Source organism: Amycolatopsis dongchuanensis (assembly GCF_039542405.1).
Taxonomy (GTDB): Bacteria; Actinomycetota; Actinomycetes; order Mycobacteriales; family Pseudonocardiaceae; genus Amycolatopsis_E; species Amycolatopsis_E sacchari.
Genome location: NZ_BAABIB010000075.1, coordinates 154,759 through 180,464, shown reverse-complemented (window position 1 = coordinate 180,464; position 25,706 = coordinate 154,759). Strand labels below are relative to the sequence as shown.

Annotated in this window: 26 protein-coding genes; 5 read left to right on the top strand and 21 right to left on the bottom strand. The window is 70.3% G+C overall.

All coding sequences use genetic code 11. From position 1 onward, the window contains the following. Nucleotides 1–83 precede the first annotated feature (83 nt). Nucleotides 84–686, top strand: coding sequence for a TetR/AcrR family transcriptional regulator (locus ABFX51_RS18490; RefSeq protein ID WP_245783181.1), 603 nt, complete (start codon nt 84–86; stop codon nt 684–686). Nucleotides 687–690: 4 nt separating this feature from the next. Here the strand turns inward: ABFX51_RS18490 and ABFX51_RS18485 are convergent, their stop codons facing one another. Genes ABFX51_RS18485 through ABFX51_RS18465 form a run of 5 tightly spaced genes read right to left on the bottom strand, consistent with a single transcriptional unit; the run spans nt 691 to nt 5,058 of the window. Continuing rightward, nucleotides 691–2,181 (bottom strand): carboxylesterase/lipase family protein, encoded by a 1,491-nt coding sequence (locus ABFX51_RS18485; protein WP_091510450.1) that lies wholly within the window; start codon nt 2,179–2,181, stop codon nt 691–693. A 9-nt stretch (nt 2,182–2,190) separates the two neighbouring features. After that, the gene (locus ABFX51_RS18480) at nt 2,191–3,021 is read right to left on the bottom strand and encodes an SDR family NAD(P)-dependent oxidoreductase (protein ID WP_091510452.1); all 831 of its coding nucleotides are present in this window, start codon (nt 3,019–3,021) and stop codon (nt 2,191–2,193) included. A 20-nt stretch (nt 3,022–3,041) separates the two neighbouring features. Then, the gene (locus ABFX51_RS18475; protein WP_218153516.1) at nt 3,042–3,428 is read right to left on the bottom strand and encodes a MaoC/PaaZ C-terminal domain-containing protein; all 387 of its coding nucleotides are present in this window, start codon (nt 3,426–3,428) and stop codon (nt 3,042–3,044) included. Further along, nucleotides 3,425–3,883: a MaoC family dehydratase N-terminal domain-containing protein gene (locus ABFX51_RS18470; protein ID WP_091510455.1), complete on the bottom strand. Its 459-nt coding sequence runs from the start codon at nt 3,881–3,883 to the stop codon at nt 3,425–3,427. The genes ABFX51_RS18475 and ABFX51_RS18470 overlap by 4 nt, the downstream gene beginning before the upstream one ends. Next, nucleotides 3,883–5,058 (bottom strand): lipid-transfer protein, encoded by a 1,176-nt coding sequence (locus ABFX51_RS18465; protein ID WP_091510456.1) that lies wholly within the window; start codon nt 5,056–5,058, stop codon nt 3,883–3,885. Before ABFX51_RS18465 ends, ABFX51_RS18470 begins: the two co-directional genes overlap by 1 nt. A 119-nt stretch (nt 5,059–5,177) precedes the next feature. On the opposite strand from ABFX51_RS18465, the gene ABFX51_RS18460 reads away from it, so the two are divergent. Together ABFX51_RS18460 and ABFX51_RS18455 are read left to right on the top strand one after the other, a co-directional pair. After that, the gene (locus ABFX51_RS18460; RefSeq protein ID WP_091510459.1) at nt 5,178–6,725 is read left to right on the top strand and encodes a long-chain-fatty-acid--CoA ligase; all 1,548 of its coding nucleotides are present in this window, start codon (nt 5,178–5,180) and stop codon (nt 6,723–6,725) included. A gap of 44 nt (nt 6,726–6,769) precedes the next feature. Continuing rightward, nucleotides 6,770–7,951 (top strand): TetR/AcrR family transcriptional regulator, encoded by a 1,182-nt coding sequence (locus tag ABFX51_RS18455; protein WP_177228804.1) that lies wholly within the window; start codon nt 6,770–6,772, stop codon nt 7,949–7,951. Here the strand turns inward: ABFX51_RS18455 and ABFX51_RS18450 are convergent. Both ABFX51_RS18450 and ABFX51_RS18445 read right to left on the bottom strand, forming a co-directional pair. Further along, entirely contained in the window at nt 7,948–8,799 is an 852-nt protein-coding gene (locus ABFX51_RS18450) for a helix-turn-helix transcriptional regulator (protein ID WP_091510464.1), read from the bottom strand. The two genes, ABFX51_RS18455 and ABFX51_RS18450, sit on opposite strands and share 4 nt — an antisense overlap. 7 nt (nt 8,800–8,806) lie before the next feature. Further along, nucleotides 8,807–9,754 (bottom strand): SDR family oxidoreductase, encoded by a 948-nt coding sequence (locus tag ABFX51_RS18445; protein ID WP_091510466.1) that lies wholly within the window; start codon nt 9,752–9,754, stop codon nt 8,807–8,809. A 361-nt stretch (nt 9,755–10,115) separates the two neighbouring features. On the opposite strand from ABFX51_RS18445, the gene ABFX51_RS18440 reads away from it, so the two are divergent. Beyond that, entirely contained in the window at nt 10,116–11,615 is a 1,500-nt protein-coding gene (locus tag ABFX51_RS18440; protein WP_346054326.1) for a carboxylesterase/lipase family protein, read from the top strand. A gap of 11 nt (nt 11,616–11,626) precedes the next feature. Here the strand turns inward: ABFX51_RS18440 and ABFX51_RS18435 are convergent, their stop codons facing one another. The 4 genes from ABFX51_RS18435 to ABFX51_RS18420 all read right to left on the bottom strand — a co-directional run bounded on the left by ABFX51_RS18435 (nt 11,627) and on the right by ABFX51_RS18420 (nt 15,421). Continuing rightward, a complete protein-coding gene (locus tag ABFX51_RS18435; RefSeq protein WP_346054325.1) occupies nt 11,627–12,673 on the bottom strand; it encodes a phosphotransferase family protein in 1,047 nt (348 codons plus the stop codon). A gap of 4 nt (nt 12,674–12,677) precedes the next feature. After that, entirely contained in the window at nt 12,678–13,913 is a 1,236-nt protein-coding gene (locus ABFX51_RS18430) for an acyl-CoA dehydrogenase family protein (RefSeq protein WP_091510472.1), read from the bottom strand. 63 nt (nt 13,914–13,976) lie between these two features. Further along, nucleotides 13,977–14,615, bottom strand: coding sequence for an HAD-IA family hydrolase (locus ABFX51_RS18425; RefSeq protein ID WP_346054323.1), 639 nt, complete (start codon nt 14,613–14,615; stop codon nt 13,977–13,979). After that, nucleotides 14,612–15,421, bottom strand: coding sequence for an SDR family oxidoreductase (locus tag ABFX51_RS18420; RefSeq protein ID WP_091510474.1), 810 nt, complete (start codon nt 15,419–15,421; stop codon nt 14,612–14,614). The genes ABFX51_RS18425 and ABFX51_RS18420 overlap by 4 nt, the downstream gene beginning before the upstream one ends. Before the next feature lie 79 nt (nt 15,422–15,500). Between ABFX51_RS18420 and ABFX51_RS18415 the strand changes: the two genes are divergently transcribed. Beyond that, on the top strand, nt 15,501–16,487 hold the full coding sequence (locus ABFX51_RS18415) for an NADPH:quinone oxidoreductase family protein (protein WP_245783182.1): 987 nt from the start codon (nt 15,501–15,503) through the stop codon (nt 16,485–16,487). Nucleotides 16,488–16,493: 6 nt separating this feature from the next. Here ABFX51_RS18415 and ABFX51_RS18410 read toward each other — a convergent pair whose 3' ends face one another. The 10 genes from ABFX51_RS18410 to ABFX51_RS18365 form a co-directional block, all read right to left on the bottom strand. Continuing rightward, complete coding sequence (locus ABFX51_RS18410; protein ID WP_346054322.1) at nt 16,494–17,330, bottom strand: enoyl-CoA hydratase/isomerase family protein; 837 nt, start codon at nt 17,328–17,330, stop codon at nt 16,494–16,496. After that, nucleotides 17,330–17,782 carry a MaoC family dehydratase gene (locus ABFX51_RS18405; RefSeq protein WP_091510481.1) on the bottom strand — a complete coding sequence of 151 codons (453 nt, stop codon included), beginning with the start codon at nt 17,780–17,782 and terminating at the stop codon, nt 17,330–17,332. The genes ABFX51_RS18410 and ABFX51_RS18405 overlap by 1 nt, the downstream gene beginning before the upstream one ends. A gap of 15 nt (nt 17,783–17,797) precedes the next feature. Beyond that, entirely contained in the window at nt 17,798–18,268 is a 471-nt protein-coding gene (locus ABFX51_RS18400; protein ID WP_346054321.1) for an alpha/beta hydrolase fold domain-containing protein, read from the bottom strand. After that, the gene (locus ABFX51_RS18395; RefSeq protein ID WP_346054320.1) at nt 18,234–18,815 is read right to left on the bottom strand and encodes an alpha/beta hydrolase; all 582 of its coding nucleotides are present in this window, start codon (nt 18,813–18,815) and stop codon (nt 18,234–18,236) included. The genes ABFX51_RS18400 and ABFX51_RS18395 overlap by 35 nt, the downstream gene beginning before the upstream one ends. 163 nt (nt 18,816–18,978) lie before the next feature. Further along, nucleotides 18,979–19,554 (bottom strand): QsdR family transcriptional regulator, encoded by a 576-nt coding sequence (locus tag ABFX51_RS18390; protein ID WP_346054319.1) that lies wholly within the window; start codon nt 19,552–19,554, stop codon nt 18,979–18,981. 9 nt (nt 19,555–19,563) lie between these two features. Then, nucleotides 19,564–20,310 carry a TetR/AcrR family transcriptional regulator gene (locus ABFX51_RS18385; RefSeq protein WP_346054318.1) on the bottom strand — a complete coding sequence of 249 codons (747 nt, stop codon included), beginning with the start codon at nt 20,308–20,310 and terminating at the stop codon, nt 19,564–19,566. Nucleotides 20,311–20,374: 64 nt separating this feature from the next. Next, nucleotides 20,375–21,874, bottom strand: coding sequence for a long-chain-fatty-acid--CoA ligase (locus ABFX51_RS18380; protein ID WP_346054317.1), 1,500 nt, complete (start codon nt 21,872–21,874; stop codon nt 20,375–20,377). Between the two features lie 68 nt (nt 21,875–21,942). Further along, nucleotides 21,943–22,938 carry an ABC transporter permease gene (locus tag ABFX51_RS18375; RefSeq protein WP_346054316.1) on the bottom strand — a complete coding sequence of 332 codons (996 nt, stop codon included), beginning with the start codon at nt 22,936–22,938 and terminating at the stop codon, nt 21,943–21,945. Then, nucleotides 22,935–24,560, bottom strand: coding sequence for a sugar ABC transporter ATP-binding protein (locus tag ABFX51_RS18370; RefSeq protein WP_346054315.1), 1,626 nt, complete (start codon nt 24,558–24,560; stop codon nt 22,935–22,937). Before ABFX51_RS18370 ends, ABFX51_RS18375 begins: the two co-directional genes overlap by 4 nt. Next, entirely contained in the window at nt 24,557–25,633 is a 1,077-nt protein-coding gene (locus ABFX51_RS18365) for a sugar ABC transporter substrate-binding protein (protein WP_346054314.1), read from the bottom strand. Before ABFX51_RS18365 ends, ABFX51_RS18370 begins: the two co-directional genes overlap by 4 nt. Between the last annotated feature and the right edge of the window lie 73 nt (nt 25,634–25,706).

Sequence of the window (25,706 nt, the reverse complement as noted above, 5' to 3'; positions counted from 1 at the left end):
GATGGCAGCGTAGGACTAATTGGCAGTCGCTGTCAAAATGAAGGTAGCGGTCATATTGACACCGGTCGGGTAAGCTCGGCGGCGTGGAGGACGAGGAACGCAGGCCGCTCACGCTGCGCGAACGGTCCCGGCAGATGGCCGGGCGGGAGATCAGCGACACCGCGCTGCGGCTGTTCACCGAGCAGGGCTTCGAGCAGACGACGATCGCGCAGATCGCCCGCGAGGCCGGCGTCTCCCAGCGGACGCTGTTCCGCTACTTCGGCACGAAGGAAGACCTCATCGGTGGCGACGAGGAGATGTTCGCGGCGGTCCTGGTGGACACCGTCCGGAGGCAGCCCGCCGACGTCTCCGCCTGGACCGCCCTGCGCGCGGGCTTCCTCGCCACGCTGTCGTCCGGCCGGCCGGACCAGCTGCTCGAACGGATGCGCGTCATCCTGGGCACCGCGTCCCTGCGCGCCCGCTTCATCGAGAAGCGGCTGCGCATGCAGGACGCGCTGTTGCCGGTCGTCGAGGCGAGAATGGGCATCGAGGACCCGGGCCCCGACCCGCGCGCGCGTGCGCTGATCGCCGCGGCCGCCGCCTGCGCGGACGCGGCGCTGGAAACCTGGGTCGCCGGCGACGGCCGCGCCGAGATCAGCACGCTCTTCGACCAGTGCGCCGCCGTGCTCCGCACCGAGTGCGGCTGAGTTCTCAGCGCAGGAAGCGCGTGGCAGGCATGGGCGGTTCGGCGGCAGCCGAACCGCCTGTCAGAGAGAACACCTGACGGTCGGCCCGGTCGAATTCAGGCCAGTCCGGACGTCCGGAGCGGGCGAACTCGATCCAGCGCCCGTGCACGGAGTCCGCCAGTTCCTGGGGGCGGGCCATCCCGAGGACGCCGTGGGCGCCCCGTGCGGCGTCCAGCGTGTCGAAGACGAACGGCAGCTCCACCGCGTGTGCGGCACCGAATTCGCCGCCCAGTGCCGGTGAGCGCCAGTCGAACTCGCACACCCAGGAGCGGCCGGTGTGCACCTCGGCCGTCCGGCGTGCCATGGACCGGAACATCAGGTCGGTCAACGCGCGGGCGAGCACGTGGCCGGGCTTGTGGCCCGGGTCGTCGAAGCCGTAGGCGGTGAGCGCCTCTCGCGCGCGTGCCAGCCCCCGTTCCAGGAACAGCACCGCCGTTTCCCGGTCGATGGTGTCCCGCAGGCCACCGGGCACGAGGAACAGGTTCGCCTCTTCCGCGTTGGTGCTGATGAGAAGGTCCACATCACGTCCCGCGCCCTGGCGGAGGGCGTCCAGCGGCGGCACCGGCAGGACATCGTCGCCGTGTACGGGCAGGAACCGCGTGAGACCGAAGCTGGGGTCCGTGCCGCTGGCGTCGCGCAGGTCGATCCTGGCTTCGGGGGTCATGATCCACGCCTGTGCTTCGAGCATCCTCTCGACGCTCACCGCCAGGAAACCGTCCCGGTCCGGGGCGACGCCGAGGTAGCGGGCGGTTTGCTCGGAAACCTGGCGCAGGAGCGCTTCGTCGCGGCTGGCGTACGCGTGCCCGCTCTGGCAGATCGCGCGGTGGAAGAGCCCTCGGGCGAGGGGAGAGGTCATCAGCGCGGCCACGCAGTAGGCGCCTCCTGATTCGCCGAACATCGTGACGTTGTGCGGGTCCCCGCCGAACTGGTGCGCGTTCCGCGCCACCCACCGCAGTGCCGCGATCATGTCCCGCAGCCCGAGGTTGGTGGGCACCCCGTCCAGTGGCAGGAACCCTTCGATGCCGAGACGGTAGTTGATCACCACGCAGACGACGCCGTCACGCGCGAAGGCGCGCCCGTCGGTGACCGGTGCGTCCTTGCTTCCCGCGACGAAGCTGCCCCCGTGGACGAACACCATCACAGGAAGTGCCGCCGAGGCTCGCACCGGAGCGAAAACGTTGAGGGTCAGGTAATCCGGGCCCGCAACCCCGGAAGTCGCGGCGAAGGGACCGAGGGCGATTTCGGACGGTGGGGGAGGGTTCTGCGGCGCTGACGGACCCGGCCGCGTGGCGTCCCGGATCCCGCTCCACGGTTCGACGGGAGCCGGTGTCCGGAAACGGCGCCCGTTCGTCAGCGGTGCGGCGTAGGGCAGGCTGTAGAAGCACTGCACGCCTTGCGCCACAACACCCTCGGCCGTCCCGTCGGACAGCCGGACGCGGATCCTGTCCGAGGTCATGGTGCTCCTTCAGATCGTGAAACCGCCGCCGCAGACGAGGGTCTGGGCGCTGATGTAGTCGGATTCGGGCAGGCACAGCAGGTACACCGCACCGGCGGCCTCCGCCGGGGTGCCCGCGCGGCCGAGCGGGATCTGCCGTTCCATCGTGGCGAGCAGGTCCGGGTTGACCCCGACCCGGATCTCGCGGCCCGCGACGTCGATGGTGCTGCCCTCGTCGGCGGTGGCGTCGGTCAAGCGCGTCCTGATCAGTCCGAACGCGACGGTGTTGACCGTGACGTTGTACCGGCCCCACTCCTTGGCGAGTGCCTTCGTCAGGCCGGTGACGCCCGCCTTCGCCGCGGAGTAGTTGACCTGCCCGGCGCTGCCCCCGAGCCCCGCGATCGAGGAGATGTTCACGACCTTCCGGCACGGCACCGGCTCGCCGTTCTCCTTCGCGGCCTTGACCAGGCGCGAGATGACCGGCTGCGCGGCGCGCAGGATGCGGAACGGGGCCTTGAGGTGGACGTCGAGGATCGCGTCCCACTGCTCGTCGGTCATCTTCTGCACGACCGAATCCCACGTGTAACCGGCGTTGTTGACGATGATGTCCAGCCCGCCGAAGGAGTCCGTGGCGGCGCGGACGAACCGGTCGGCGAAGCCGTCCTCCGTGACGCTGCCGGCGCACGCGACCGCCCTTCCCCCGGCCGCCTCGATCGCCGCGACGGTCTCCTTCGCCGGGGCCTCGTCGAGGTCGTTGACGACGACCGCGGCGCCCTCCGCGGCGAGCTTGCGGGCGAGCTCCGCGCCGATGCCCCGGCCCGAACCGGTGACGAGTGCCGTCTTACCGTCGAGTTTTCCCATGACTGTCCTGCCTTTTCCGGTCAGGCGAGCGCGATCGCGGCTTCGCCGGTGAGGGTGGTGGTGCCGTCGTCGAGGGTCACCGCGACCTCGACGGTGGCCACGCCGCCGGTGAGCGCGGTGACGCGCCCGGTGCAGGTCGGCCTGGTGTGCACGGGCGTGATCGCCGCGAACCGGACGCGGTAGGCGCGGATGCGCTCCTGCGGCACCCAGTCGGTGAGGAGGCGGCCGAGGTAGGCCATCGAGAGCATGCCGTGGGCGAACACGTCGTCGAGCCCGGCGCCGCGCGCGACGTCGAGGTCGAGGTGGATCGGGTTGTGGTCGCCCGAAGCACCCGCGAACAGGGCCAGTGTGGTGCGGGAGATGGGCTCAGCGGTGAACGCCGGGAGTTCGTCGCCGACCTGGATCACGGGGCCGCCTCCGGGTTCCGCACGACGAGGGTCGAAGTGGCGTCCGCGACCGGCTCGCCGCCGCGGGTGATCTCGGTCTTCTTCACGAGGAACTCGAGCGCGCCGCCCTTCTTGGCGAACACGTCGACGATGCGGGGCCGCAGGGTGAGGGTGTCCCCGGCGTGCGCGAGCGAATGGTAGGTGAAGGCCTGTTCGCCGTGCAGCACGTCCCGCAGGTCGACGCCGAGCGCGGTGAGGTAGGCGAACGGATCGGGGGATTCGAGTTCCAGGCTGAAGAAGAACGTGGGCGGCACCGGGAGGTCCGGATGACCGGCGGCCTCGGCGGCGTCGGGATCGGAGTACACGGGATCGTGCTGGCCGGTCGCCCGCGCGAAGAACGCCAGCCTGCCCCGCTCGACGGCCACCGTGATCGGGTCCAGCGCGAGCGCCTTCGCCCGGCCGGGATCGATCGCCATCAGCGGACCTTCTCGTAGAGGGTGACCACCGCGGCGCCGCCGAGCCCGATGTTGTGCTGCAGCGCGATGTTCGCGCCCTCGACCTGTCGCGGGCCGGCTTCGCCGCGCAGCTGCCACACCAGTTCGGCGCACTGCGCGAGACCCGTGGCACCGAGCGGGTGGCCCTTGGACAGCAACCCGCCCGAGGGGTTGGTGACCACGCGGCCGCCATAGGTGTTGTCACCGTCGGCGATGAACTTTTCGGCCGTGCCCTCCGGGGTCAGCCCGAGCGCCTCGTAGGACAGCAGTTCGTTCGTCGTGAAGCAGTCGTGCAACTCCACCACGGGAATGTCCTCTGGGGACACACCGGCGGTTTCGTAGACCTGGTGCGCGGCGGACTTCGTCATGTCGTACCCGACGAGCTTCATCAGGTCGCCGCCGAAGCTGGCCGGGGTGTCGGTGGTCATGGCCTGCGCCGTGATGACGACGCCGGTGCGCAGCCCGTGGCGGCGCGCGAACTCCTCGCTCACCACCACCGCCGCCGCGGCGCCGCACGTGGGCGGGCAGCACTGGAGCCGGGTGAGCGGCCCGGTGATGCGCGGTGACGCGAGCACCTCCTCGACCGTGACCTGCCCGGTGAACACCGCGTAGGGGTTGTTCGCGGCGTGGCGCCGCGCCTTGACCGCGATCCGCGCGAACACCCGCGGGTCCAGGCCGTAGCGCTCGCAGTACGCCGCACCGGCACCGCCGAAGTACCGCGGCGCCATCGGCACGTCCGCACCGTCGTCACCCAGCACCGCGTCGAACCGCGCGAACGGGCTGGGCCGGTCGTCCCAGTACCCTTTCAGCGCACCACGCCGCATCTGCTCGAACCCGAAGGCCAGTACGCAGTCCGCCGCCCCCGAGGTCACGGCCTGCCGCGCCAGGAACAGCGCCGAGGACCCCGTCGAGCAGTTGTTGCTGACGTTGATCACCGGCACGCCCGTCATGCCGACCCGGTACAGCGCGTTCTGCCCGCTGGTCGAGTCGCCGTACACGTAACCGGCGTAGGCCTGCTCCACCCGGTCCAAGCCGATCCCGGCGTCGGTCAGCGCGGCCCGCACCGCGGTCTCGGCCAGCACGTCATAGCTCTTGCTCCGGCTCGGCGTCGCGAAGGGCACCATCCCCACGCCCGCCACCGCCGCCCGTCGGCCCATTCGGGCACCTCCCGCGGTCGTCTGTATCGGATATTCACTTAGTACCACTATCAGCATTGACAGAGGAAGACTTTGATCCGATAGTTGCGATAACGGAGATTCACAACGGAGTGTGTCGCATGTACCTCACGCAGGGCCTGCACCGGGCCGTCCAGCAGAACCCGAACGGAGTCGCGACCGTCTACCGGGACCGGCAACGCACCTTCGCGGAGGTGGCGGAGCGGGTCGCGCGGCTGGCCGCCGCGCTGCGCGGGCTGGGCGTCGGCGGCGGCGACCGGGTGGCGATGCTGTCGCTGAACTCCGACCGGTACCACGAGTACCTGCTCGCGGTCCCGTGGGCGAACGCGGTGCTCAACCCGGTCAACGTCCGCTGGAGCGCGGCCGAGATCGCGTATTCACTCCGTGATTCCGGCACTCGCGTGCTGCTGGTCGACGACGCGTTCGCGCACCTGGTCCCGGCGCTGCGCGACGCACATCCCGGGCTGACCACAGTGATCCACGCCGGGGACGGCGCGGCACCGGACGGCACGCTGTCGTACGAAGAACTGGTCGCGGGCAGTGAGCCGGCCGAGGACGTCCGCCGTGGCGGGAACGAGATCGCCGGGCTGTTCTACACCGGCGGCACCACCGGCCACGGCAAGGGTGTCATGCTCTCCCACGACAACCTCATGGTCTCCGCGCTCGGGGTCGCCTCCAGCGGCCACCTCTTCGCCCCCGGGATGCGGTACCTGCACGCGGCACCGATGTTCCACCTCGCCGACTTCGTGGGCTGGAACGCCGCCACCACCAGCGGCAGCACGCAGGTGTTCGTGCCCGCGTTCGACCCGGCCGCCGTGCTGAGCGCGATCGCCGCCCACGGGGTCACCGACGTGCTGCTGATCCCGGTGATGATCCAGCTGCTGCTCGACAGCCCGGAGCTGGACCGCCACGACGTGAGCAGCCTGCGGACGATCGCCTACGGAGGTTCGCCCATCACGCAGCCGGTTCTCGAACGGGCCATGAAGGCGTTCCCCAACGCGTCGTTCACGCAGGCCTACGGGATGACCGAACTGGGCCCGGTGGCGACCCTGCTCGGCCCCGACGACCACCACCGAGCAGATCTCCTGCCGTCCGCGGGCCGGGCCGCTCCGCACGCGGAGGTCCGGATCGTCGACGCCGAAGACCGCGAGGTCCCGCGCGGCACCGTGGGGGAGATTGTCGTGAAGGGTGGGCACGTCATGCTCGGTTACTGGAACCAGCCCGAGCAGAGCGCGGAAGCGTTGCGCGGGGGGTGGATGCACACGGGCGACGGCGGCTACATGGACGACGCCGGCTACGTGTACATCGTGGACCGGATGAAGGACATGATCGTCACCGGTGGCGAGAACGTCTACTCCGCCGAGGTCGAAAACGCGCTGGCGGCCCATCCCGCCGTCGCCGCGTGTGCCGTGATCGGAGTGCCCGACGCCGAGTGGGGAGAACGCGTGCACGCCGTCGTCGTCCTGCACGAGGGCCGGCACGTCACCGCCGAGGAGTTGCGCGAACACGCCAAAACCCTGATCGCGGGGTACAAAGCCCCTCGCACCGCCGAGTTCGTCGACGCGCTGCCCCTGTCGGGCGCGGGCAAGATCCTCAAGCGGGAACTGCGCAGGCGGTACTGGGGCGAAGCCGCCAGGCAGGTGCATTGACCGCCGCCGGGGCGCGGGTCCCGCCGGAAGGGATAATCGCCTGCGTGGCCACGCCGAGTCGACAGCAGGCGGTCGCCCGGCGACGGCCGCGTGACCGGAAGCAGCAGATCCTCGACGCCGCCGCCCGTCAGTTCTGGCAGGTCGGTTACCACCAGGTCGCCATGGCCGACATCGCCGAGGCGGTCGACATCGGCGCCAGCGCGCTGTACCGCCACTTCCGCGGCAAGCAGGACCTCCTCGTCGCCGTCCTCGACCGCACCCTCGTCGAGCTCGACCGCCTGACCCGCGAGCCGCGGGACCTGGCCGCGACCGTCGAGGCGCTGGCCCGGCTCGCGCTGGAGCGGCGTGAGTTCGGCACGTTGTGGGGCCGGGACCTGGCGTCCCTGCCCGACGACGACAGGGCCGCGTTGCGCTCGCGGCTGAACGCGATCACAGTCCGGGTGACCAAGGCCGTGGCCGCCGAGTTCGCGCACCGCGCCGACGAGGCGCGGCTGCGGACGCACGCGCTGTACGCCGTGCTGTCGAGCCCCTCGCGGCACCACGTCGAGCTCGCGCCGGACGACTTCGTCCGGCTGCTCACCCAGGCCGCCGCCGCTGTGCTGCGCGCTCCTGTTCCCGCGCACGATGTCCTGCCCGGCGCCCCGAAGCCGGGCGCCGCGCCGCAGCTTCCCGCCTCGCGCCGGGAGGCGATTCTCGCCGCTGCCATCAGGTTGTTCGACCGGCGCGGCTACAGCGCGGTGGGGATCACCGACATCAGTGCCGCCGCCAGTCTCTCCGGGCCGGTGATCTACAGGCACTTCGGCGGCAAGACCGAGATCCTGGTCGCGGCGCTCACCCGCGGCAACGAGGCGATCTGGCTCGCCCTGCACCAGGCTCTCGCCGCGGCCGACAGTGTGGCCGACGCGCTCGACCGGGTGCTGGACAGCTACGCCACCCTCGCCGCCGAGCTGCCGGCCACGATTTCGGTGCTGCTGTCGGAGATCATCAGCCTCGAGGAAGCCGACCGCGAGCGGTTCCGCCGGTACCAGCAGGCCTACGTCCACGAGTGGGCCGTCCTGCTCGGACGGTCCAGGCCGGAGCTGGCGGAGACCGACGTGCGGGTCCTCGTGCACGCGGCGCTGAGCGTGGTCAACCACTTCGTCGGCGTCCACCGGCTCGCCACGCGCCCGCACCTCGCCAGCGAGGCGGCCGCTCTGGCCAGGGCCGTCCTCAGCACCGGCGCCTAGTGCCCCCGTTCCGGGGCGAACCGTTCGCTGCCGAGCACGGCGAGCAGGTCCAGCTTCTGCTGGCTGTCACTTCCCGGCAGGGCGGTGAACACGATCAGGGACTGCCCCTGCTGGTGGTCGTGGAGGATCTGGCAGTGCAGGCTCATCAGCCCGACTTCCGGGTGCTGGAGCCGTTTTTCGTAGGAATGCGGCGTCGTCACGTCGTGCTTCGCCCACAGGCCCGCGAACTCGGGGCTCTCCGCGAGCAGAGCGTCCACAACGGACCCCACGATCGACGAGGGCCCGTGGGTGCCGTATGCCGCGCGAAGGTCCGCCGTCAGGATCCCGGACTGCACAGCGTGATCCTCCGGCAGGTACGCGCTGCGGGACGAGGGATCGGTGAACCACCGGTACGCGGCGATCCGGGAGAGGCCGGTCAGCGTCCGTTCGTCGCCGAACAACGCTCTCGCGGGCGAGGTCTGCAGCAGCGTCTCACCGAGGCCGCTCATCACGACGACGGGGGTGTCGCTGAGCCTGTCGAGCAGCCGCATCAGCCCCGGCGCGACGTGCGAGTCGGCCGGTGTCCTCGTCGGCGGATTCTGCCCGGCGAGCCGGAAGAGGTGGTCGCGTTCGTCGACGGTGAGCCGCAGACCGCGGGCGATCGCCGCGAGCATCTGCTGCGATGGCTGCGAACTCCGCGCCTGCTCCAGCCGGCTGTAGTAGTCGACGGACATGTCGCAGAGCATCGCCACTTCCTCGCGGCGCAGCCCGGGAGCACGGCGCCGCGTGCCGCGGGTGAGCCCGACCTCCTCGGGTTCGAGTGCTTCGCGGCGCCGCCGCAGGAAGTCCGCGAGCTGTGATCGGTCCATAAGGGTTCTATTCTTTCGCGAGCGATGCGACACCGGCCAGTTCCGCCGAGATCTCCCAGACGCGCGAGGCTTCCTCAGCGCTCGACAGCCGGCTGTACAGCGGCTCCGCCGCGGGTGCGCCGCGCAGATGGCGATAGCCACCCGGACCGTAGAACCCGCCGCCGACCGCGGACGGATCGGTGGCGGCGTACACCGCGGGCAACGCCGCGGTCTCCGGAGTGCCGAGCAGCAAACCCAGCCGCGAGAGCAGCCGCGCGATGCGCACGTCGCGAGTGTCCTTCGGGCGGCCCATTCCCGGTTGCGCGGCGAGCAGGTTCGTCGGCGAGACACCCGGATGCGCCAGGTTGCTCGTGACGCCCCACCCGCCCCGGGTGCTGCGGCGGTCGAGTTCCAGCGCCCACAGCCCGAGTGCGATCTTCGACGAGCAGTAGGCGCGGAACGGGTGGTAGCCGCGCTCCCACTGCAGATCGTCCCAGTGCAGCTCGTGCTGATCGGCCGCGAGGGCGATCTGGGTGGTGACGCGGGCGCGGCCGGCCCGCAGCAGGGGGAGCAGCCGGGTGGTCAGCGCGACGGGGCCGAGGTGGTTGACGCCGAACTGCAGCTCGAAACCGTCGGCCGTGGTCTGGCGCGTGGGCGGCGACATGATCCCCGCGTTGTTGATGAGGATGTCGATCGGGCGTCCATCGCTGAGGAGCCCGTCCGCCAGCGCGGCGACGGACTCCAGCGAGGCGAGGTCGAGCGTGCGCAGCGAGAGCTTCGCGCCCGGGGTCTGCGCGCGGATCCGCTCGACCGCGGCTGTCCCTTTGGGCCGTGAGCGCACGGGGAGGACCACCTCGGCGCCGGCACGGGCGAGGCGCGCGACGATGTGCCAGCCGATGCCGTCGCTCGCGCCGGTCACCACCGCGAGTTTTCCGCTGAGGTCGGGAACGTCGATATCCGTGGAAGTTCGAGCCATGGCACCAGAATTGCCTGCGCGCTGCCGGACCAGAAGGGCTGTCTCGTCCGCGGTGCGATGCTCCCTGGACAGCTCGGACCGGTCGCCTTATCATCGCGCCGGCCGCCGGCCACGAGGAGCCCACGACCGGCTCGCCGAACAGCGGGACGCCGCTGCGGAGTTGTTCGCGGCAACTCGGCGCGGGTGCGCGCCTTCTTGCGCTCGCGCAGGGAACTCTGTTGGATTCCCGCGCCCGCGACGTTCTCGGCCGGGTGCGCGACCGACGACGTGCCGGGGATGATCATCGCGGCCTGGAACCTTGACGGCGGGGGTGACGCGAGCCACTATGCTACAAACCTACGAAATGTAGCTGGAGGCGGCCGTGGTCGACGTTGCGATTACCGGTGGGACCATCCGGGGCACGACCGAGTACGGGGTAGCGCGGTTCCTCGGGATTCCTTATGCCGCACCACCCTTCGGTCCGCACCGGATGAAGCCGCCGGCGCCGGTGCGCCCGTGGCACGGGGTGCGGGAGGCGACCTCGTACGGGCCGACCGCCCCCAAGGGTGAGTATCCACCGCAGTACCGGGCCATTTTTCCCGAGCCGGTGATCCCCGGCGGGGAGTGCCTCAACCTCAACGTGTGGACACCGGCCGATGCGCTCCCCGGTGGATCCCTGCCGGTCTTCGTGTGGGTGCACGGCGGCTCGTTCACGAACGGGTCCAACGCGGTCGCTGCCTACGACGGTTCCGCGTTCGCCAGGGACGGCGTGGTGTGCGTGGCTGTCAACTACCGCCTGGGCGCCGAAGGTTTCCTGTTCACCGCGGCCGATCGTGGTGCGGGCACGGCCAACCTCGGCCTGCTGGACCAGATCGCGGCGCTCCGCTGGGTCCAGGCGAACATCCGCGCCTTCGGCGGAGACCCCGCGCGGGTCACCGTCGGCGGGCAGTCGGCCGGAGCGATGGCGGTGACGACCCTGCTGTCGATGCCGTCGGCCGCCGGGCTCTTCAGCCAGGTGATCGCCCAGTCCGGGGCAGCCGCGAACACCCTGACCGCGGAGACCGGCATCGCCGTCGCCCGTACGCTGGCCGGAAGGCTCGGCACCGAGCCCGAACGCGCGGCGATCGCGGACGTGGACCTCGATTCGGTGGTGGAGGCTGTCACCGAGCTCGTCACCGAGATCCAGACGACCCGCGATGTGGCGAAATGGGGTGCGCTCGCGCTGAGCACGCTGCCGTTCGCCCCCGTCGTCGACAGCGCGAACCTGCCACGGCACCCGCTGGAGGCTTTCCGCAGTGGCGCGGGCAGTGACGTCGCGGTGCTGGCCGGTGCCAACCGCCAGGAGGCGCGGCTCTTCCTCGTCGCCCCCGGGATCATCGGAGACATCGACGAGACGGCTCTGGCCGAGCTCGCGGCGGCGTACGGCCTCCCGCGGGCTGGGCTCGAAACCTACCGCCGCCGTTTTCCCGGGTTGGCGCCCGGCGACCTGCTGGCACAGGTGGTGACCGACTGGTACTACACCGTGCCGGCCGTCCGGCTCGCGGAAGCACGCGCACAAGGCGGAGGGACAACGTGGGTTTACCGGTTCGACTGGCCGCGCCCCGAGGACAACCACGGCCTCGGTGCCGCCCACGCGGTCGAACTGCCGTACGTCTTCGACACCACCGGCCGGCCGGAGCTCGAGCCCTTGATCGGGCCGGCCCCCTCCCGTGCGGTCGCCGCGTCGACGCACGACGTGTGGGTGCGGTTCATCACCGGCGGAGATCCCGGCTGGCCCGCCTACCGCGCCGGAACCCGCACGACGGCACTGCTCGGTGAGACCGTTTCCGTGGTCGACGATCCGGACGCCGCACTGCGCCGGGCGTGGGACGGGCGCCGGTAGGCGTTGCGCGCTCAGGCGGTGAGACCGGCCCTCTCGGCGACCGCCCACGCGCGCTCGACCGCCATGCTGACCGCTTCCCGGGTGGCGGGCCCGCCCTCCGCGGCGTTGCGAGGCTCGTCGAGCGCCCGGCGCAACACGCCCTCGGCGATGATGGCGATCTTCCAGAGCCCGAAGGCGTGCCAGTAGTCCAGGTCCGCACGGGCACGACCGGACGCCTCCAGGTACGCGTCCGCCAGTTCGGCACGGGACGCGAATCCGGGCAGCGCCGAAGCGGCGAACAGCTGGGTGGGCCCGTCCCCGGCTTCCGGCCAGTACGCCAGGAAACTGCCCAGATCCGCCAGCGGGTCGCCGAGCGTGCCGAGTTCCCAGTCCAGCACCGCGCTGACCGCCCCGCCGTCCGGGGTCAGGATGACGTTGCGGAGGTGGAAGTCGCCGTGTACGAGCGTGACCTCGGTCTGCTCCGGCATCCGGCGGCGGAGCAGCTCGGTCAGCGCGTCGAGCCGGGGCAGGTCGCCGGTCCTGGAGTCCGCCCACTGCCGCGACCACCGCTTGAGCTGCCGTGCCGCGTACGGCGCGCGGCTGGCGAGCTCGCCCAAGCCGACCGCGTCGATGTCGGCCCGGTGTACGTCGGCGAGTGTGCGCGCCAGCGACGGCCCGATCGCCGCGCGGGTGCCGTTGTCCAGCGACCGCGCGACCTCCATCCGGTCGACGACCAGACCGTTCACGTACTCCATCACCACGACGGGGGTTTCCGCGAGCCGGTCGTCACGGTATCCGGCCACCGTGCGCGGAACCGGCACCCCGGTGCCGGAAAGCGCTTCCAGGATGCGGTACTCACGCAGCACGTCGTGGGCCGAGGCCAGCAGGTGCCCGCGTGGTGGCCGCCGGACGATCCACCGGCCGCCCGCCCTGTCCTCGACCAGGTAGGTCAGGTTCGACTGGCCCAGACCGACACGCGTGGCCGTGAGCTCGCCGGCGACGTCGATCCCGTCCCGCCGGAGCAATCGCCCGAGAGTGCCCAGGTCGAGTGCGATGTCCGCCTTGGCCGTGTGCGCCACCCGCTCACCCCTGCCGTTCCGTCGCGGGCGCCAGTCGCCGCAGCTCCATCCGGGCGATCGTGCGCTTGTGGACCTCGTCGGGTCCGTCCGCGAGGCGGAGCGTGCGCGCGTAGGCGTAGAACTGGGCGAGCGGGAAGTCCTGGGTCAGGCCGCCGGCGCCGTGGACCTGGATCGCCCGGTCGATGACCTTCAGCGCGACCTGCGGGGCGGCGACCTTGATCGCGGCGATCTCGGTGCGGGCCGCCCGGTTTCCCACGGTGTCCATCAGCCAGGCCGTCTTCATCGTGAGCAGGCGGACCATCTCGATCTCGATGCGGGACTCGGCGATCCAGTCCTGGATGTTGGCGCGGCTGGCGACCGGCTCGCCGAACGTGACCCGGCTCTGCGCGCGGGTGATCAGCAGGTCGAGCGCGCGCTCGGCCATCCCGATCGCCCGCATGCAGTGGTGGATGCGGCCAGGGCCGAGCCGGGCCTGGCTGATCATGAACCCGTCGCCCTCGCCCGCCAGCAACGCCGTCTTCGGCACGCGGACGTCCTCGAAGACGATCTCGGCGTGCCCCTCGCGGTCCAGGTAGCCGAAGACCGGCAGGCCGCGGACGACCGTGACGCCCGGAGTGTCGAGCGGGACGACCATCATGGACTGCTGCCGGTGCACCGGGGCGCCGGCGTCGGTCTTGCCCATCACGATCAGCACGCGGCAGTGGGGGTGCAAGGTGTTGGACGCGAACCACTTGCGGCCGTTGAGCACGTAGTGGTCCCCGTCGGCCGTCATGCGCAGTCGCACGTTGGTGGCGTCCGAACTCGCGACCCCGGGCTCGGTCATCGCGAACGCCGACGAGACCTCACCGGCGAGCATCGGCTTGAGCCAGGTCTCCTTCTGCTCCGCCGTGCCGAAAAGCTGCAGCACCTCCATGTTGCCGGTGTCGGGTGCGTTGCAGTTCGTCGCCTCGGGCGCCAGCTGCGGGCTCCGGCCCATGATCTCGCACAGCGGCGCGTAATCGGTGTTGCTGAGCCCGGGCGAGCCCCACGCCTCGTCCCGGTGCGGGTGGAAGAGGTTCCACAGCCCGCGCTTCTTCGCTTCGGCCTTGAGCTCCTCGACGACGGGCGGGTGGAAGTTCGGGTTGCCCGATTCCGCCATCTGCGCGGCGTAGACCGGCTCCGCCGGGTACACGTGCTCGTCCATGAAGGCCAGCAGCTTCTCCTGGTACTCGCGTGCTCGCGGGCTGGGGGTGAAATCCATCGGCTCTCCTCGGTTGCCGGGCGGCCCTGACGGGGCTACCTTAAAACGAATTCGAATTCAGGTTCAAGTTTCCTGGACGAGGTCCAGTCCCAGCAGGTGGCCGAGGCGCGCCGTCGTCGCGCCGGCCTCCCGGTGCACGATGCCGGCCATACCGAGGCGCTCGGCGGCCTCGACGTTCTGCCGGAGGTCGTCGACCATCACGACGTCCCGTGGGGGCACGTCGAGCCGCTCGCAGGCGATCTCGTACAGGCGCCGCGACGGCTTGCGCACACCCTCCCGGCCTGAGATCGCGACCGCGTCGAACAGCGTGTCGAGGTCGAGACCCGCGTAGTCGTCCGTGCCGAGCGAGTTCGAGATCAGGCCGACCGGTACGCCGGCGCCGCGCAGGGTGCCGACCAGGCCGATCATGCGGGAGTCGTGGCGCAGCCGGGACCGCAGCGCGTGGAGCAGGCCGTCGTCTCCGAGTTCGGCGCCGTGGGCGCGAAGTCTCGCGGCGAAGGCCGACTCGAACGTCCTGGCGCCGATGCGGTCTTCTTCGCGGTCGGCGAGGAGTCGTTTCGACTCCGGGTCGGCGGCGAGCAACCGAAGGGGGAGTGCCCGGTCGCCACAGACCTCCTGTCCGAAGTCGCCGATCGCCTCGAGCACGCTCGACGTCAGCACACCTCCGAAGTCCAGAAGGACCGCGGTACGCGCGCCGGTCACGCGAGCGCCTCCTGGTAGCGGCGCATTCCGGCGAGCCACCGGTCGTAGTCGGCGGCCTTGTGCCGGAAGAAGCCGAGTACCTCCGGGTGGGGCAGGATCAGGAAGCGCTCGTCGCGAATGCCCTCCAGCACGGCGTCCGCGACGTCGAGTGGCTCCATGACCGCGCCTGAGTCCGCGACGGCCTTCGCGGCCAGCCGGGCCACGGCGTCAGCGGACTGCCTGCCGTCGTGGAGCATGGCGGTGTTCACGCCCATCGGGCACAGGCAGCTGACGGCGATCCCGCGGGAGCCGTAGGTGACCGACAGCCACTCGGCGAACGCCACGGCGGCGTGTTTGGTGACCGAGTAGGCGGCGGAACCGAGCTGCGTCAGCAGGCCGGCCGCGGAGGCGGTGCTGAGGAAGTAGCCGCGGCCGCGGTCGAGCCAGCCGGGTACCAGCAGGCGGGCCGCCCGGACGTGTGCCAGGAGGTTCACCTCGACCGACGCCGCCCAGTCGGTATCGGAGGCTTCGAGCCCGCTGCCGAGCGCCACCCCGGCGTTGGCGGCGAAGAGGCCGACCGGCCCGAACCGGGCCCGGGCCAGGTCGATGGCGGCTCGCAGGTCGTCCTCCGCGGAACAGTCACCGGCCAGTCCCGCGACCTGTCCCGGCGCGTGCCGGGACAGGCTGTCCACCGCGGCCTCGACAGTCCGGGCCGTGAGATCGAGGACGACGACCTGTGCGCCGTGTTCCAGCAATCGCCTCGCGATCGCGTATCCGATGCCTCCTGCCGCGCCGGTCACCACGGCGACCGTGCCTGCCACCTTCATGTCGCTCCTTACGAATCCGAATTCAAGTTCAGTTTCATGCTAGGGTAGGCGTGGGCCACGGATCAACGAGGAGTTCGGCATGCGAGCGATGAGGGCGTGGCAGGTCGTGCGCCTCGGGGAGCCCGAGGAAGCGCTTTCGCTGGGCGAGGTGCCCGAGCCCGAACCCGGGCCGGGACAGGTGCTCGTCCGCGTGCTGGGCGCCGCGGCCAACTTCTCCGACGTGCTGATGTGCCGCGGGCAGTACCAGGTCAAGCCGCCGCTGCCGTTCACGCCCGGCGTCGAGCTGTGCGGCGAGGTCGTGGCGCTGGGCGCTGCCGTGGAAGGCCTGGCGGTCGGCGAGCGGGTGGTGGGCGCTTCCGTGGCGGGAGCCTTCGGCGAACTCGCGTTGATGAACGCGGGCACCACGTTCCGTGCTCCCTCCACACTGGATGACGCGCAGGCCGCGGCCTTCTACATCGGCTACCAGACCGCGTGGTTCGCGCTCCACCGGCGGGCCCGCATCGCCGCCGGGGATGTCCTTCTGGTGCACGCGGCCGCGGGTGGGGTGGGGAGCGCCGCGGTCCAGCTGGGGAAGGCGGCGGGGGCAACGGTCGTCGGTGTGGTGGGCGGGCCTGGGAAGGCGGAGGCGGCGCGCGGGCTGGGCGCCGACGTCGTGGTCGACCGGCGTGAGGAGGACTTCGTGGCGGTGGTCAACGAACTGACCGGACGGCGAGGCGCCGACATCGTCTTCGATCCCGTGGGCGGCGAGACCTACCGGCGGTCGACCAAGTGCGTCGCGTTCGAGGGGCGCATCGTGGTCGTCGGCTTCGCCGGCGGCGAGATCCAGTCCGCGCCGCTGAACCACGCGCTGGTGAAGAACTACTCCGTGGACGGCCTCCACTGGGGGCTGTACCTCGAGCGCGATCCTGCGCTGGTGCGGAGCTGCCACGAGGCGCTGACCGGGCTCGCGGCGGCCGGGGCCGCCGTTCCCCTGGTCAGTGAGCGGATCGCGCTGGAGGAGGTGCCCGAAGGCCTCCGGCGGCTCGCGGCCGGTGAGACGACCGGCCGTGTGGTGGCCTTGCCCTGACGCGGGTCAGGGCAAGGGCTTCCAGCGGGGTGGGAACACGGGGGATCGCTTCGCGGTGAACGCGTGGACCGCGGCCACGTGGTCCGCCGTGGTGCCGGTTGCCTTGTGCAGTGCGACTTCGGCGTCCATCGAGTCTTCGAGCTCTGCCAGCGGGGCACGCAGGAGGTTGGCCTTCATCCCCGCCAGCGCCTGCGACGGACCGCGTGCCAGCCGCGTGGCGAGGTCCAGGGCGGCGGAGTCGAGTTCGTCGTCGGGCACGAGGCGGTGCACCAGGCCTAGTGCGAGGCACTCGTCGGCACCGAGCCGCGGACTGAGGTAGAGCAGCTCACGGGCCTTGGCGGGCCCGACGATCCGGTCGAGCAGCCAGGCGACGCCGAAGTCGCCGGACAGGCCGACGGTGGCGAACGCGGTGACGAGCACCGTGCCGGCGCATCCCACGCGGAAGTCGGCGGCGAGCGCGAGTCCGATCCCCGCACCGGCCACCGCGCCGGGAAGCGCCGCGACCACGGGCTTCGGCGAGCGGTAGATCGTCCCCACGGTGGCGCGCTGGGCCTGGCGTTGCAGCTCGATCGCGGCCGGGTCGGGCACCGCCGCCCCGCCCCCCTCGCCGCCCTGCTCCGCGAAGGCCTTGACATCGCCTCCCGAACAGAACGCCCGGCCCGCGCCGGTGATCAGCAACGCGGCGACGGTGTCGAGCTCGGTGAGCTCCGACAGCGCCCGGGCGAGTTCGCTGATCATCTCGGGGGACAGCGCGTTGCGGCGCTCGGGCCGGTTCAACGTTATGCGGCCGACACCGTCCACAACAGAGACCAGCACCGGTGCGCCGGAGTCGTTCTCGTCCATCACGGGACCAGCAGAGTGAGGGTGTCGGCCACGCAGACGGGTTTTCCGGAACCTTCGCGTTCGACGGTGACCCGCGTCGTGGACAGCGCCCCCGCGGTGGTGCTGTCCACCGAGACGAGGTCGACGCCCGCGCGGATGCGGGAGCCGACGGGCAAGGGAGCGGGAAAACGTACCTTGCCGCAGCCGTAGTTGACGGCCGCCGCAAGACCCGCCACCCGCACGATCCCCTCCGTCAGCGCCGGGATCAGCGAGAGCGTGAGGAAGCCGTGGGCGATCGTGGTGCCGAACGGCCCCGCCTCCGCCCGCCGCGGGTCGACGTGGATCCACTGGCGGTCACCGGTGGCGTCGGCGAACCGGTCGATGCGGTCCTGGGCCACTTCGAACCACTCGCCGTGCCCCAGCCGGGTGCCGGCGGCACGCTCGAACTCCCGCAGGCTCTGGAAAACCCTCATCTGCGACTCCCGCGTTCAGAGTGAGTGGGCGAAGCGGTGGATGTCGGCGGTGGTCGCGTCGAAATATCCGGCCGCCGCCTCCCGGAAGATCGATTCGGCGGCGTGCGTGATGCCGAGGTTGACCCGGCCGACGACCGGCACCCCGGCGTCCTGGAGCTTGCGGAAGTAGGCGATCCCTTCGTCGCGGAGGGGATCCAGCTCGTCGACCGAGATCACGTGCGGCGGAAGACCTTTGACGTCCTCTGCCGTCGCGAAATACGGCCACGCCAGCGGATCGGTGGTGTGCGTCGCTGTCGGGTCGTAGCTGTGCACGAGGAGGTCCATTTCCGCGCAGTTCACGAAGTACCCGTCGTTCTCCACGAGCGAGGGCAGCTCCCGCAGCTTGCGCTCCCTCGGCCAGCCGTAGGCTCCGCTGATGTAGGGGACCAGGGCGTAGACCCCGGCGATCCGGTCACTCCACCCACCGCGGTTCGCCGCCAGTGCCACGGCGAGGGCCAAGTTGGCGCCCCCGGGACTCGCCCTGCAGGACGATGTTGGCGACCCCGAGGTCGGCGCGGCGCTCGTCGAGCCACCGCACGGCCGCGACGCAGTCGTTCAGTCCGGCGGGGAACGGGTTCGGACCGCCGTGGTGTGCGTTGCGGAAGTCCACGCCGACGACGACCAGCCCGAGGCTCGCGAGTTCCCGGCACCAGGTGCTCGTCCCGCGGTTGTCCGCCGAAACGATCGTCATACCGCCGCCGTGGAAGTAGACGACCGCGGGAAGGGTGCCACTCCGGTCCGCGGGTGCGTAGACGTAGAGGTCGATCGGGTTGCCGTCGGCGCCGCGGATCGTCAGGACGTCCCGCGTGACCCGCTCCAGCGTGCGACGGGGATCCGAGTTCGGCAGGGATTCGAGGAGGAGTTCGGTGCCGGCGTGCGAGCTTTCCAGGACGGCGTGGATGTCGGCGGGAGCGCCCGAGCGGTCCACCGGGGGATCGGCGGCGGCTCCATCGAGGCCGAACCGCGCCAGGGTGGCCAGCAGTTCGCTGTTCACGCGCGGATCGGTCGCGGGGGTACGAGCCGGGTCACCGAGCCGTCCGGGTGCCTCGGTGGGAACAAGCGGGGGATGAGCGGACGCCACTGCCATGCTCCTTTGCACGTCGCGGGCCGAAGCCGAGACATGCAACATATTTCAATTTTGTAGTCGGCGTCAACCGTCAGGCGTGGCCGCCCAGGAACGCGTCCAGTACCCGCTCGGCTCCCGCCGGATCGGGGTTCTGCCCGGTGATCGTGGGGAGGTAGGCGTAGGACTCCGCGATGCGGACGGTCGCGTAGGCGAGCTCGTCCAGCGAGAGCCGCGACGTGATCCGGCCGGTGCGGATGTCGTCCTCGAGGTAGCCGCGGACGGCGGCGACCAGGCGGGGCTGGTAGCCGTAGGAGGCGAGCGTGAAGATCTTCATCGCACGCTCGTTCTCCTCCAGCAGGAACCGCTGGGCAGGCCCGCGGAACAGGTTGGCCCGCAGGTAACCGCCGACGAGAGGAGGCACCCGTGGTCCGGGCAGGGACTCGACCTTCGCCCATTCCCGGTCGAGGGTGGCCTGCGTGAGGGGCCAGACGACCTCGACGATCAACGCGTCGCGCGTGCCCACCCAGCGCTGGAGGGTGACCCGGTTGACCCCCAGTTCCTGTGCGAGGCGCCCGATGTCCAGCCGCTCACCGGCGAGGTATTTCCGCTTGGCCAGCTCCAGGGCTTTCGCCCGGCCACTGCCCGTGGACTCTCGGTCGGCGCCCATGGCGTCATCCTAGGACCGGGTACGGCCGGTCCGCTGGCGAGGCCGGTCCGGCCGCCGCGCGGGGGAGCGCTTCTTCGCCCCGGAGCCGGACTGCTCCTCGTCCTGGTCGAGCCTCAGCGCATTGGCCCACAGCCTCGTCGCCGTGGCGACGAGGTCGTCGAGCGGGACCTCCTCGCCGAGGCAGTACACGACGTACGCCATGCGGCTCACCATGCCGGAAAGCGCGCGTGCGGCGAGGTAGGGATCGAGCCCGGGGTCGGCGAGGCCCCGGTCCTGCAGATCCTTGATGCTCCGCGCGTTGCGCTGCCCGAAGGCGACGTTGCGCCGCGCGCGCAGGACCCGGAAGGCCGGATCGCTGGCCGCCAGCTGGTCCAGGATCAGCATGAACTTGGCGTTGCGCTGGTAGGCCACGAAGTAGGCCCGGTTGCTCGCCTCGATGACGGCGAGGGGCGAGGAGTCGTCGGGGCCCAGCCGTGGCAGGCCGGGGTGCAGCATGTCGTGCTCCGCGGCTTCGATCACCGCCTGCAGGACTTCGTCCTTGCTCGCGAAGTACGTGTAGAACGTGCCGATCGAGCACCGCGCTTCAGCGGTGATGTCGACGAGCCGCGTGTCGAAGTAGCCGTCCCGCTCGAAAACCCTGCGGGCGGCGGCGATCAGCGCCGACCTCGTGCGGTTGCCCTTCGCCGTCGGCGGCTCGCGCAGCGCCGTGGTGTCGGCGAGGCTCGGGACGTCCGTGGACGGGTCGTCGGCCGCCATCGCTGCTCCTTCCTGCCGGCCCGTGGGCTCCCGGCCGTACCATCCTGCCAGACGGTGTCCTCCGCTAACCGCGCACGGCGACGTTCAGGAGAGCGCTCCTGTCCAGGCCGCGCTTGAGGATCTTCCCGGTGGACCCCTTGGGCAGCGCGTCCACGAAGTGGTACAGGCGGGGAACCTTGTACGCCGCGAGGCGGTCCTTGGCCCAGGCTTTCAGTTCCCGTGCCGGGACAGCGGAACCGGGCCGCAGCGCGAGAACGGCCGCGACCTCCTCCCCGTAGTAGCTGTCGGGGACGCCGAGCACGGCGACCTCCACGACGTCCGGATGGGTGATCAGCACCTCCTCCACCTCGCGGGGGTAGACGTTGTAGCCACCACGGATGATGAGGTCCTTGATCCGGTCCACAATGGTCAGATACCCGTCGTCGTCCAGGACGCCGAGATCGCCGGTCCGCAGCCAGCCGCCGGTCTTCGTCTCGGCCGTCGCCTCCGGGCGGTTCCAGTAGCCCTTCATCACGGTGGGCCCGGACACGTGCACTTCGCCGACGGTACCGGGCCGTGCCGGCCGGTTCGCCTCGTCGCGGATCTCGATCGAGACGCCCGGTGCCGGCCGGCCGACGGTCCCCGGTTTCCTGGTCGTCCTGGCGTCGTTCGTCGTGGCGATGGCGCAGGTTTCCGTGAGTCCGTAACCCTCCAGGATCTGGCAGCCGAACCGCTCCTCGAACTCCCGCAGCACTTCCAGGGGCAGCGCGGCGCCACCGGAAGTGGCGTAGCGCAGGGTGCCGAAGTCGGAGGGTGCCCCCTCGCGGGCGGCCTGGAGCAAGGCGGTCCACATCGTCGGCACACCGGACACGAGTGTGATCGCGTCCCTGCGGATGACGTCGAGCAGCGCGGCGGCGTCGAAGGGGGCCAGCAAGGAGATCGACGCTCCGTTGGCGAGTGCGCTGTTCAGCACGGCGGCCTGCCCGAAGACGTGGAACAGCGGCAGGGCCGTCGCGAAGCGGTCTTCGACGCGGAAGTCGAAGCCGTCGAGCAGCATCGTCGCGGCCGTGTCGAGGTTCCGTGCCGTCAGCTCCGCGCCCTTCGGCCGCCCGGTCGTGCCACTCGTGTACAGGATCACCTGCGTGTCGTCCTGGGCGAACTCGTGGACCTCCGCGAGCGGGGCGGCGTCGGACCGCGCGCCGTCACCCAGTTCCCGGAAGGGCACGCCCGCGGCCCCGGCGGCGGACCGGGCCGCGCCTGCGTTTTCGTGCCAGGCGAGGACGAGGGACGCGCCCGAGTCGGCGAGGACGTATTCGATCTCGGGCACCGTCGACATCGTGTTCATCGTGATGACGGTGGTACCCGCGGCGGCCAGGCCGTAGTAGGCCACCGGGAATTCGGGCACGGTCGGGCAGATCAGGACGACCCGGTCGGCGGGCTCCAGGCCCGCCGACCGGACGGCCCCGGCCAGGCGGCTGCTCCGCTCCCGCAGGTCCGCGTACGACAGGTCGAGGCGTGCCGAGCGCACAGCCACCTTCGAACCTCGGAGCTCGGCCTGCCGCCACACCTTGGCTGCGATGTTCACCTTGGACTGCTCTCCTGGACGTGAGTGCGTGTTTGATCGATCGAACATGAATGAACATGTGCTCGGATTCAATATTTTGCTGCGAGAGCCTGCCGCGTGGCCGCGGCCGCGCGGCGTCTCCGCAAGCGAGGTCGTGCGCCCGGTCGTCGCGCCACCGCCAGCGCCACCGCCGCGATGACCGCGATGCCGTTGAACATGTCGTTGATCCAGGAAATACTGGTCAGCAGCTGGAGTCCGAGCACGCCGGTGGCGAGTACGAAGATCGCCAGCACGGTGCCAAGGATGTTGAAGCGGCCGGGCTTGAGCTGGGTGGAGCCGAGGAACACCGCGGCGAAGGCCGGCAGCACCAGCGAGTTGCCGAAGGAGACCGACGGCCCGGTGAGCGAGACGTAGAGGACGCCAGCGACGGCGGAGATCCCACCAGCCGCCACGAAGGAAGTCCAGGACCAGACATCGGTGCGTACCCCGGACAGTCGCGCTGCCTCGACGTTGCTGCCCGTGGCCATCATGTAACGGCCAACGGGGGTGTATTCCAGTACCCACCAGGCGATGCCGACGGCCACGACCAGATAGAGGAACACGACCTGGAAACCGAAAACCTCCTTCTGGGTGATGGCCGACCACAGCGACGATTCAGGCACCGGGGGAAGCTCGGACTTGGTCACCATGGTTTGGAAGGCGGTCAACACGGAGGCCATTCCCAGCGTGGCGATGAAGGAGCTCACGCCGAGCTTGACCACGATGAAGCCGATCGCGATCCCGAGCACGACGGCGACGGCGACGGCGGGCACCACGGATATCCCCTTCTCGACCTGCAGTTGCACGGCCACCATGGCGACCAGGTTGGCGTTGGCGCCAACGGAGAGATCGAACTGCCCGCAGGTCATCGGGATCAGGACGGCGATCGCCACCAGGCCGTTGAGAGCCTGACCGGAGGCGAGCAGATGGACGGTGTCCATGGTCAGGAAGGTGTCCGGCCGCAGCGCACCGAAGACGACGATGAAGACCACGAGGAGGTAGACGCCGCTGAGCCGATCGAACTTGAGGTTCAGGCGCTTGGTCATGGGCGGGTCCTTTCGGTAGTGGGCGACTGCCCGTGTCCCGAGTGGTTCAGCCGCCTGTTGAGTTCCGCCTCGGTGATCTCGTCAGCCACCAGCGTGTCGACGATGCGACCCCGTTGGAAGACATGGACCTTAGAGCAGAGGGCCGCGAGCTCTTCGTGGTCGCTGGAGGCGATGGCCACGGCCAGCCCGTTCGCGGCAGCATCCAGTACCGTGCGGTGGATGGCCGCCTTCGCGCCGACGTCGACGCCCTGGGTCGGCTCATCGAGCAGGAGTACCCGGGGGCCTTTCCTGAGCCATTTGGCGAGGACGACTTTCTGCTGGTTGCCGCCGCTGAGACTGGACAGGGGCAGGTCGGCGCTGTTGGGCGGGCGCACGTCCAAGCGCGTGAGCCAAGTCCTCGTCTCGGTCAGCTCGGCGGTCGCATCGAGCCGTCCGCGCCGCCAGAAGGCGCCGATGCCCGGCAGGGTGAGGTTCTCCTTGACTTTCAGGTCGAGGTGTCCGCCACGCGCCTTGCGGTCGGCGGGGACGAACCCGATGCCGTTCGCGATCGCGAGGTCAGGCCGATCGGGCACGAGTTCGGTTTCCGCTGTCCGTACTGATCCCGCGGCTCGGTGCTCGGCGCCGAATACGGCGCCCAGGATCGAATCCCGGCCTGACCCGCTCACGCCGTGGAAACCGACGATCTCTCCCGGCGCGATCGAGAAGGAAACGCCGTGAATCCTGGCCGCCGTGAGCCCCTCGACGACGAGCACGGGGTCCTCGTCGCGGGCTGCGCCATCGGAGTGTGCGGCACCGGTGGGACGGTGCAGCTCCTCGAGTTCACTGCCGACGAGGTGGTGGATGATCTCCTCGCGGCTGAACTCGGTGACGGGACCCGACGCCGCCGTTCGCCCGTCCCGCAGGACCGTGACGCGCTCCGCGATCGAAAAGACCTCATCGAGGTGGTGGGTGATATACAAGATCGCCACTCCAGCGTCGGCTACATCCCTCAGGATGCCCAGGAGCCTGTCGACCTCGGGCGCGGGCAGAGTGACGGTGGGCTCATCGAGGACGAGGACGCTGGGCGCGCTGTCGCTGTCGGTGGCGAGCGCTCTCGCGATCGCCACGCCCGTTCTTTCCGCGGGACCCAGTGTGCCCAGGCGAGCGTCCGGATCCACCGACGCGAGGCCGACCCCCGCCAACGCCTCTCGAGCATTCGCTCGTGCGATGCGGGTGCTCACGGTGAGGCCACGGGTCGGATAAGCGCGCCCGAGATAGAGGTTGTCCACGACCGACATCGCTGGGACGATGCCGAGGTCTTGGTGCACGAAGCGGAGCCCGGCTCGCCGGGCCATGTCGCCCGCGTTCGGGGAGATGTCCACTCCCGATACCCTGACCGTCATACCCGGTTGTGGATCGGGATCGTGGTATCCGGACAGGATCTTGATCAGCGTCGATTTTCCCGATCCGTTCTGGCCGAGCAGGGCGTGGACCTCGCCCGCTCTGATGTCGAGCGCCTCGACGTCGAGCACCGTCCGGCTGCCGAACGATTTGACGACATGGTGTAGCTCCAAGGCGGGCGCCGGAACCCCGGCCGTCTTGGGTGATGGCACGGTTGAGCTGGCCACGTCGGCGTCCGTCACGAGCCCGAATCCAGCCACAGCTTCTTGAACTGCTGCAGACCGTCGGCCGGCTCGCGGAAGATGGCGTTGGCGGGCAACTGGTTCGCGGTCGCACTCGTGATCAGCTGCGAGGGCTGCACGGACTTCGGGTTCGCGACCGGGTCTCCGACCGACTTGCGCGCGGCGATGTCCGTCGCCGCCCAGCCCGAGTATCGGAAGTTGTACGCGATGAACGCCTTGGCCTGGCCCGATTCCAAGCTCTTCAGGGTGACCGGGTCGATGCCGTGGCCGATGACCTTCACGTCCGTGCGCCCGGCGGTCTTCAGTTGCGCGTCGAGACCGGCGATCTCGCCGGAGTTGTCGAACACCGCGTACTTGATCGACCGGTCAGCACGGAGCTTGGCGATGACCTGCGCGGTCAACGTGCCCTTGAGTGCATCACCGATGGTCGACTTGATCGTGTCGGTCCTGCACGACGGGCAGATTTTCGCCACCTCGGCTGAGAAGCTGTCCGTGAACAACGTGAGCGACGGGTAGGTCGTGAGGTTCACGACCAGCGCGGTCCCCTGCCCGTCGGCGTCGGTCACGAACCAGTCGGCGAGCTGCTTGCCGGCGAGGACGTAGTGGTTCTGATCGCTGTAGTCGCCGAGCAACGTATCGGTCTCGGGCACGGGAGTGGTGCCGACGACGATGATCGGGACGCCCGCTGCCTTGAACTTGGCGACGGTCGACGTGCTCAGCTGACTCTCGGGAAAGCCCGAATCGACGACGTAGTCCGCGCCGGTCGTGAGTGCTTGCAGCAGGCCCGCGTTGAGTGTGGACAGGTCGGCCGGATCGAACTTGATGGACCTCGCGGTCCATCCGAGAGCCTCGGCGGCCTCTTGGATTCCACCGTAGATCTCCACGCTGGGCTGGGTCCCGTCCTGGAGGAAGACGATGGACTTGCCCGTTGGCGGTCGCTTCGTCAGCGGCGTCGTGGCGGAGATCGTCGTAGGGACTTTCTCCGCTTCCCTCACGGTCGCCTGTGCACCCTCGATTGCCGCCGACGACGGGCGTTCACCGGTCTGCGTCGTGGAGCCGCACGCCGTGACCAAGGTCCCGACGGCGAGAAGTGCCGGTACCAGTACCGTCGCCGACCGGGCCGACGGGATGCCTCTTGTGAACGAC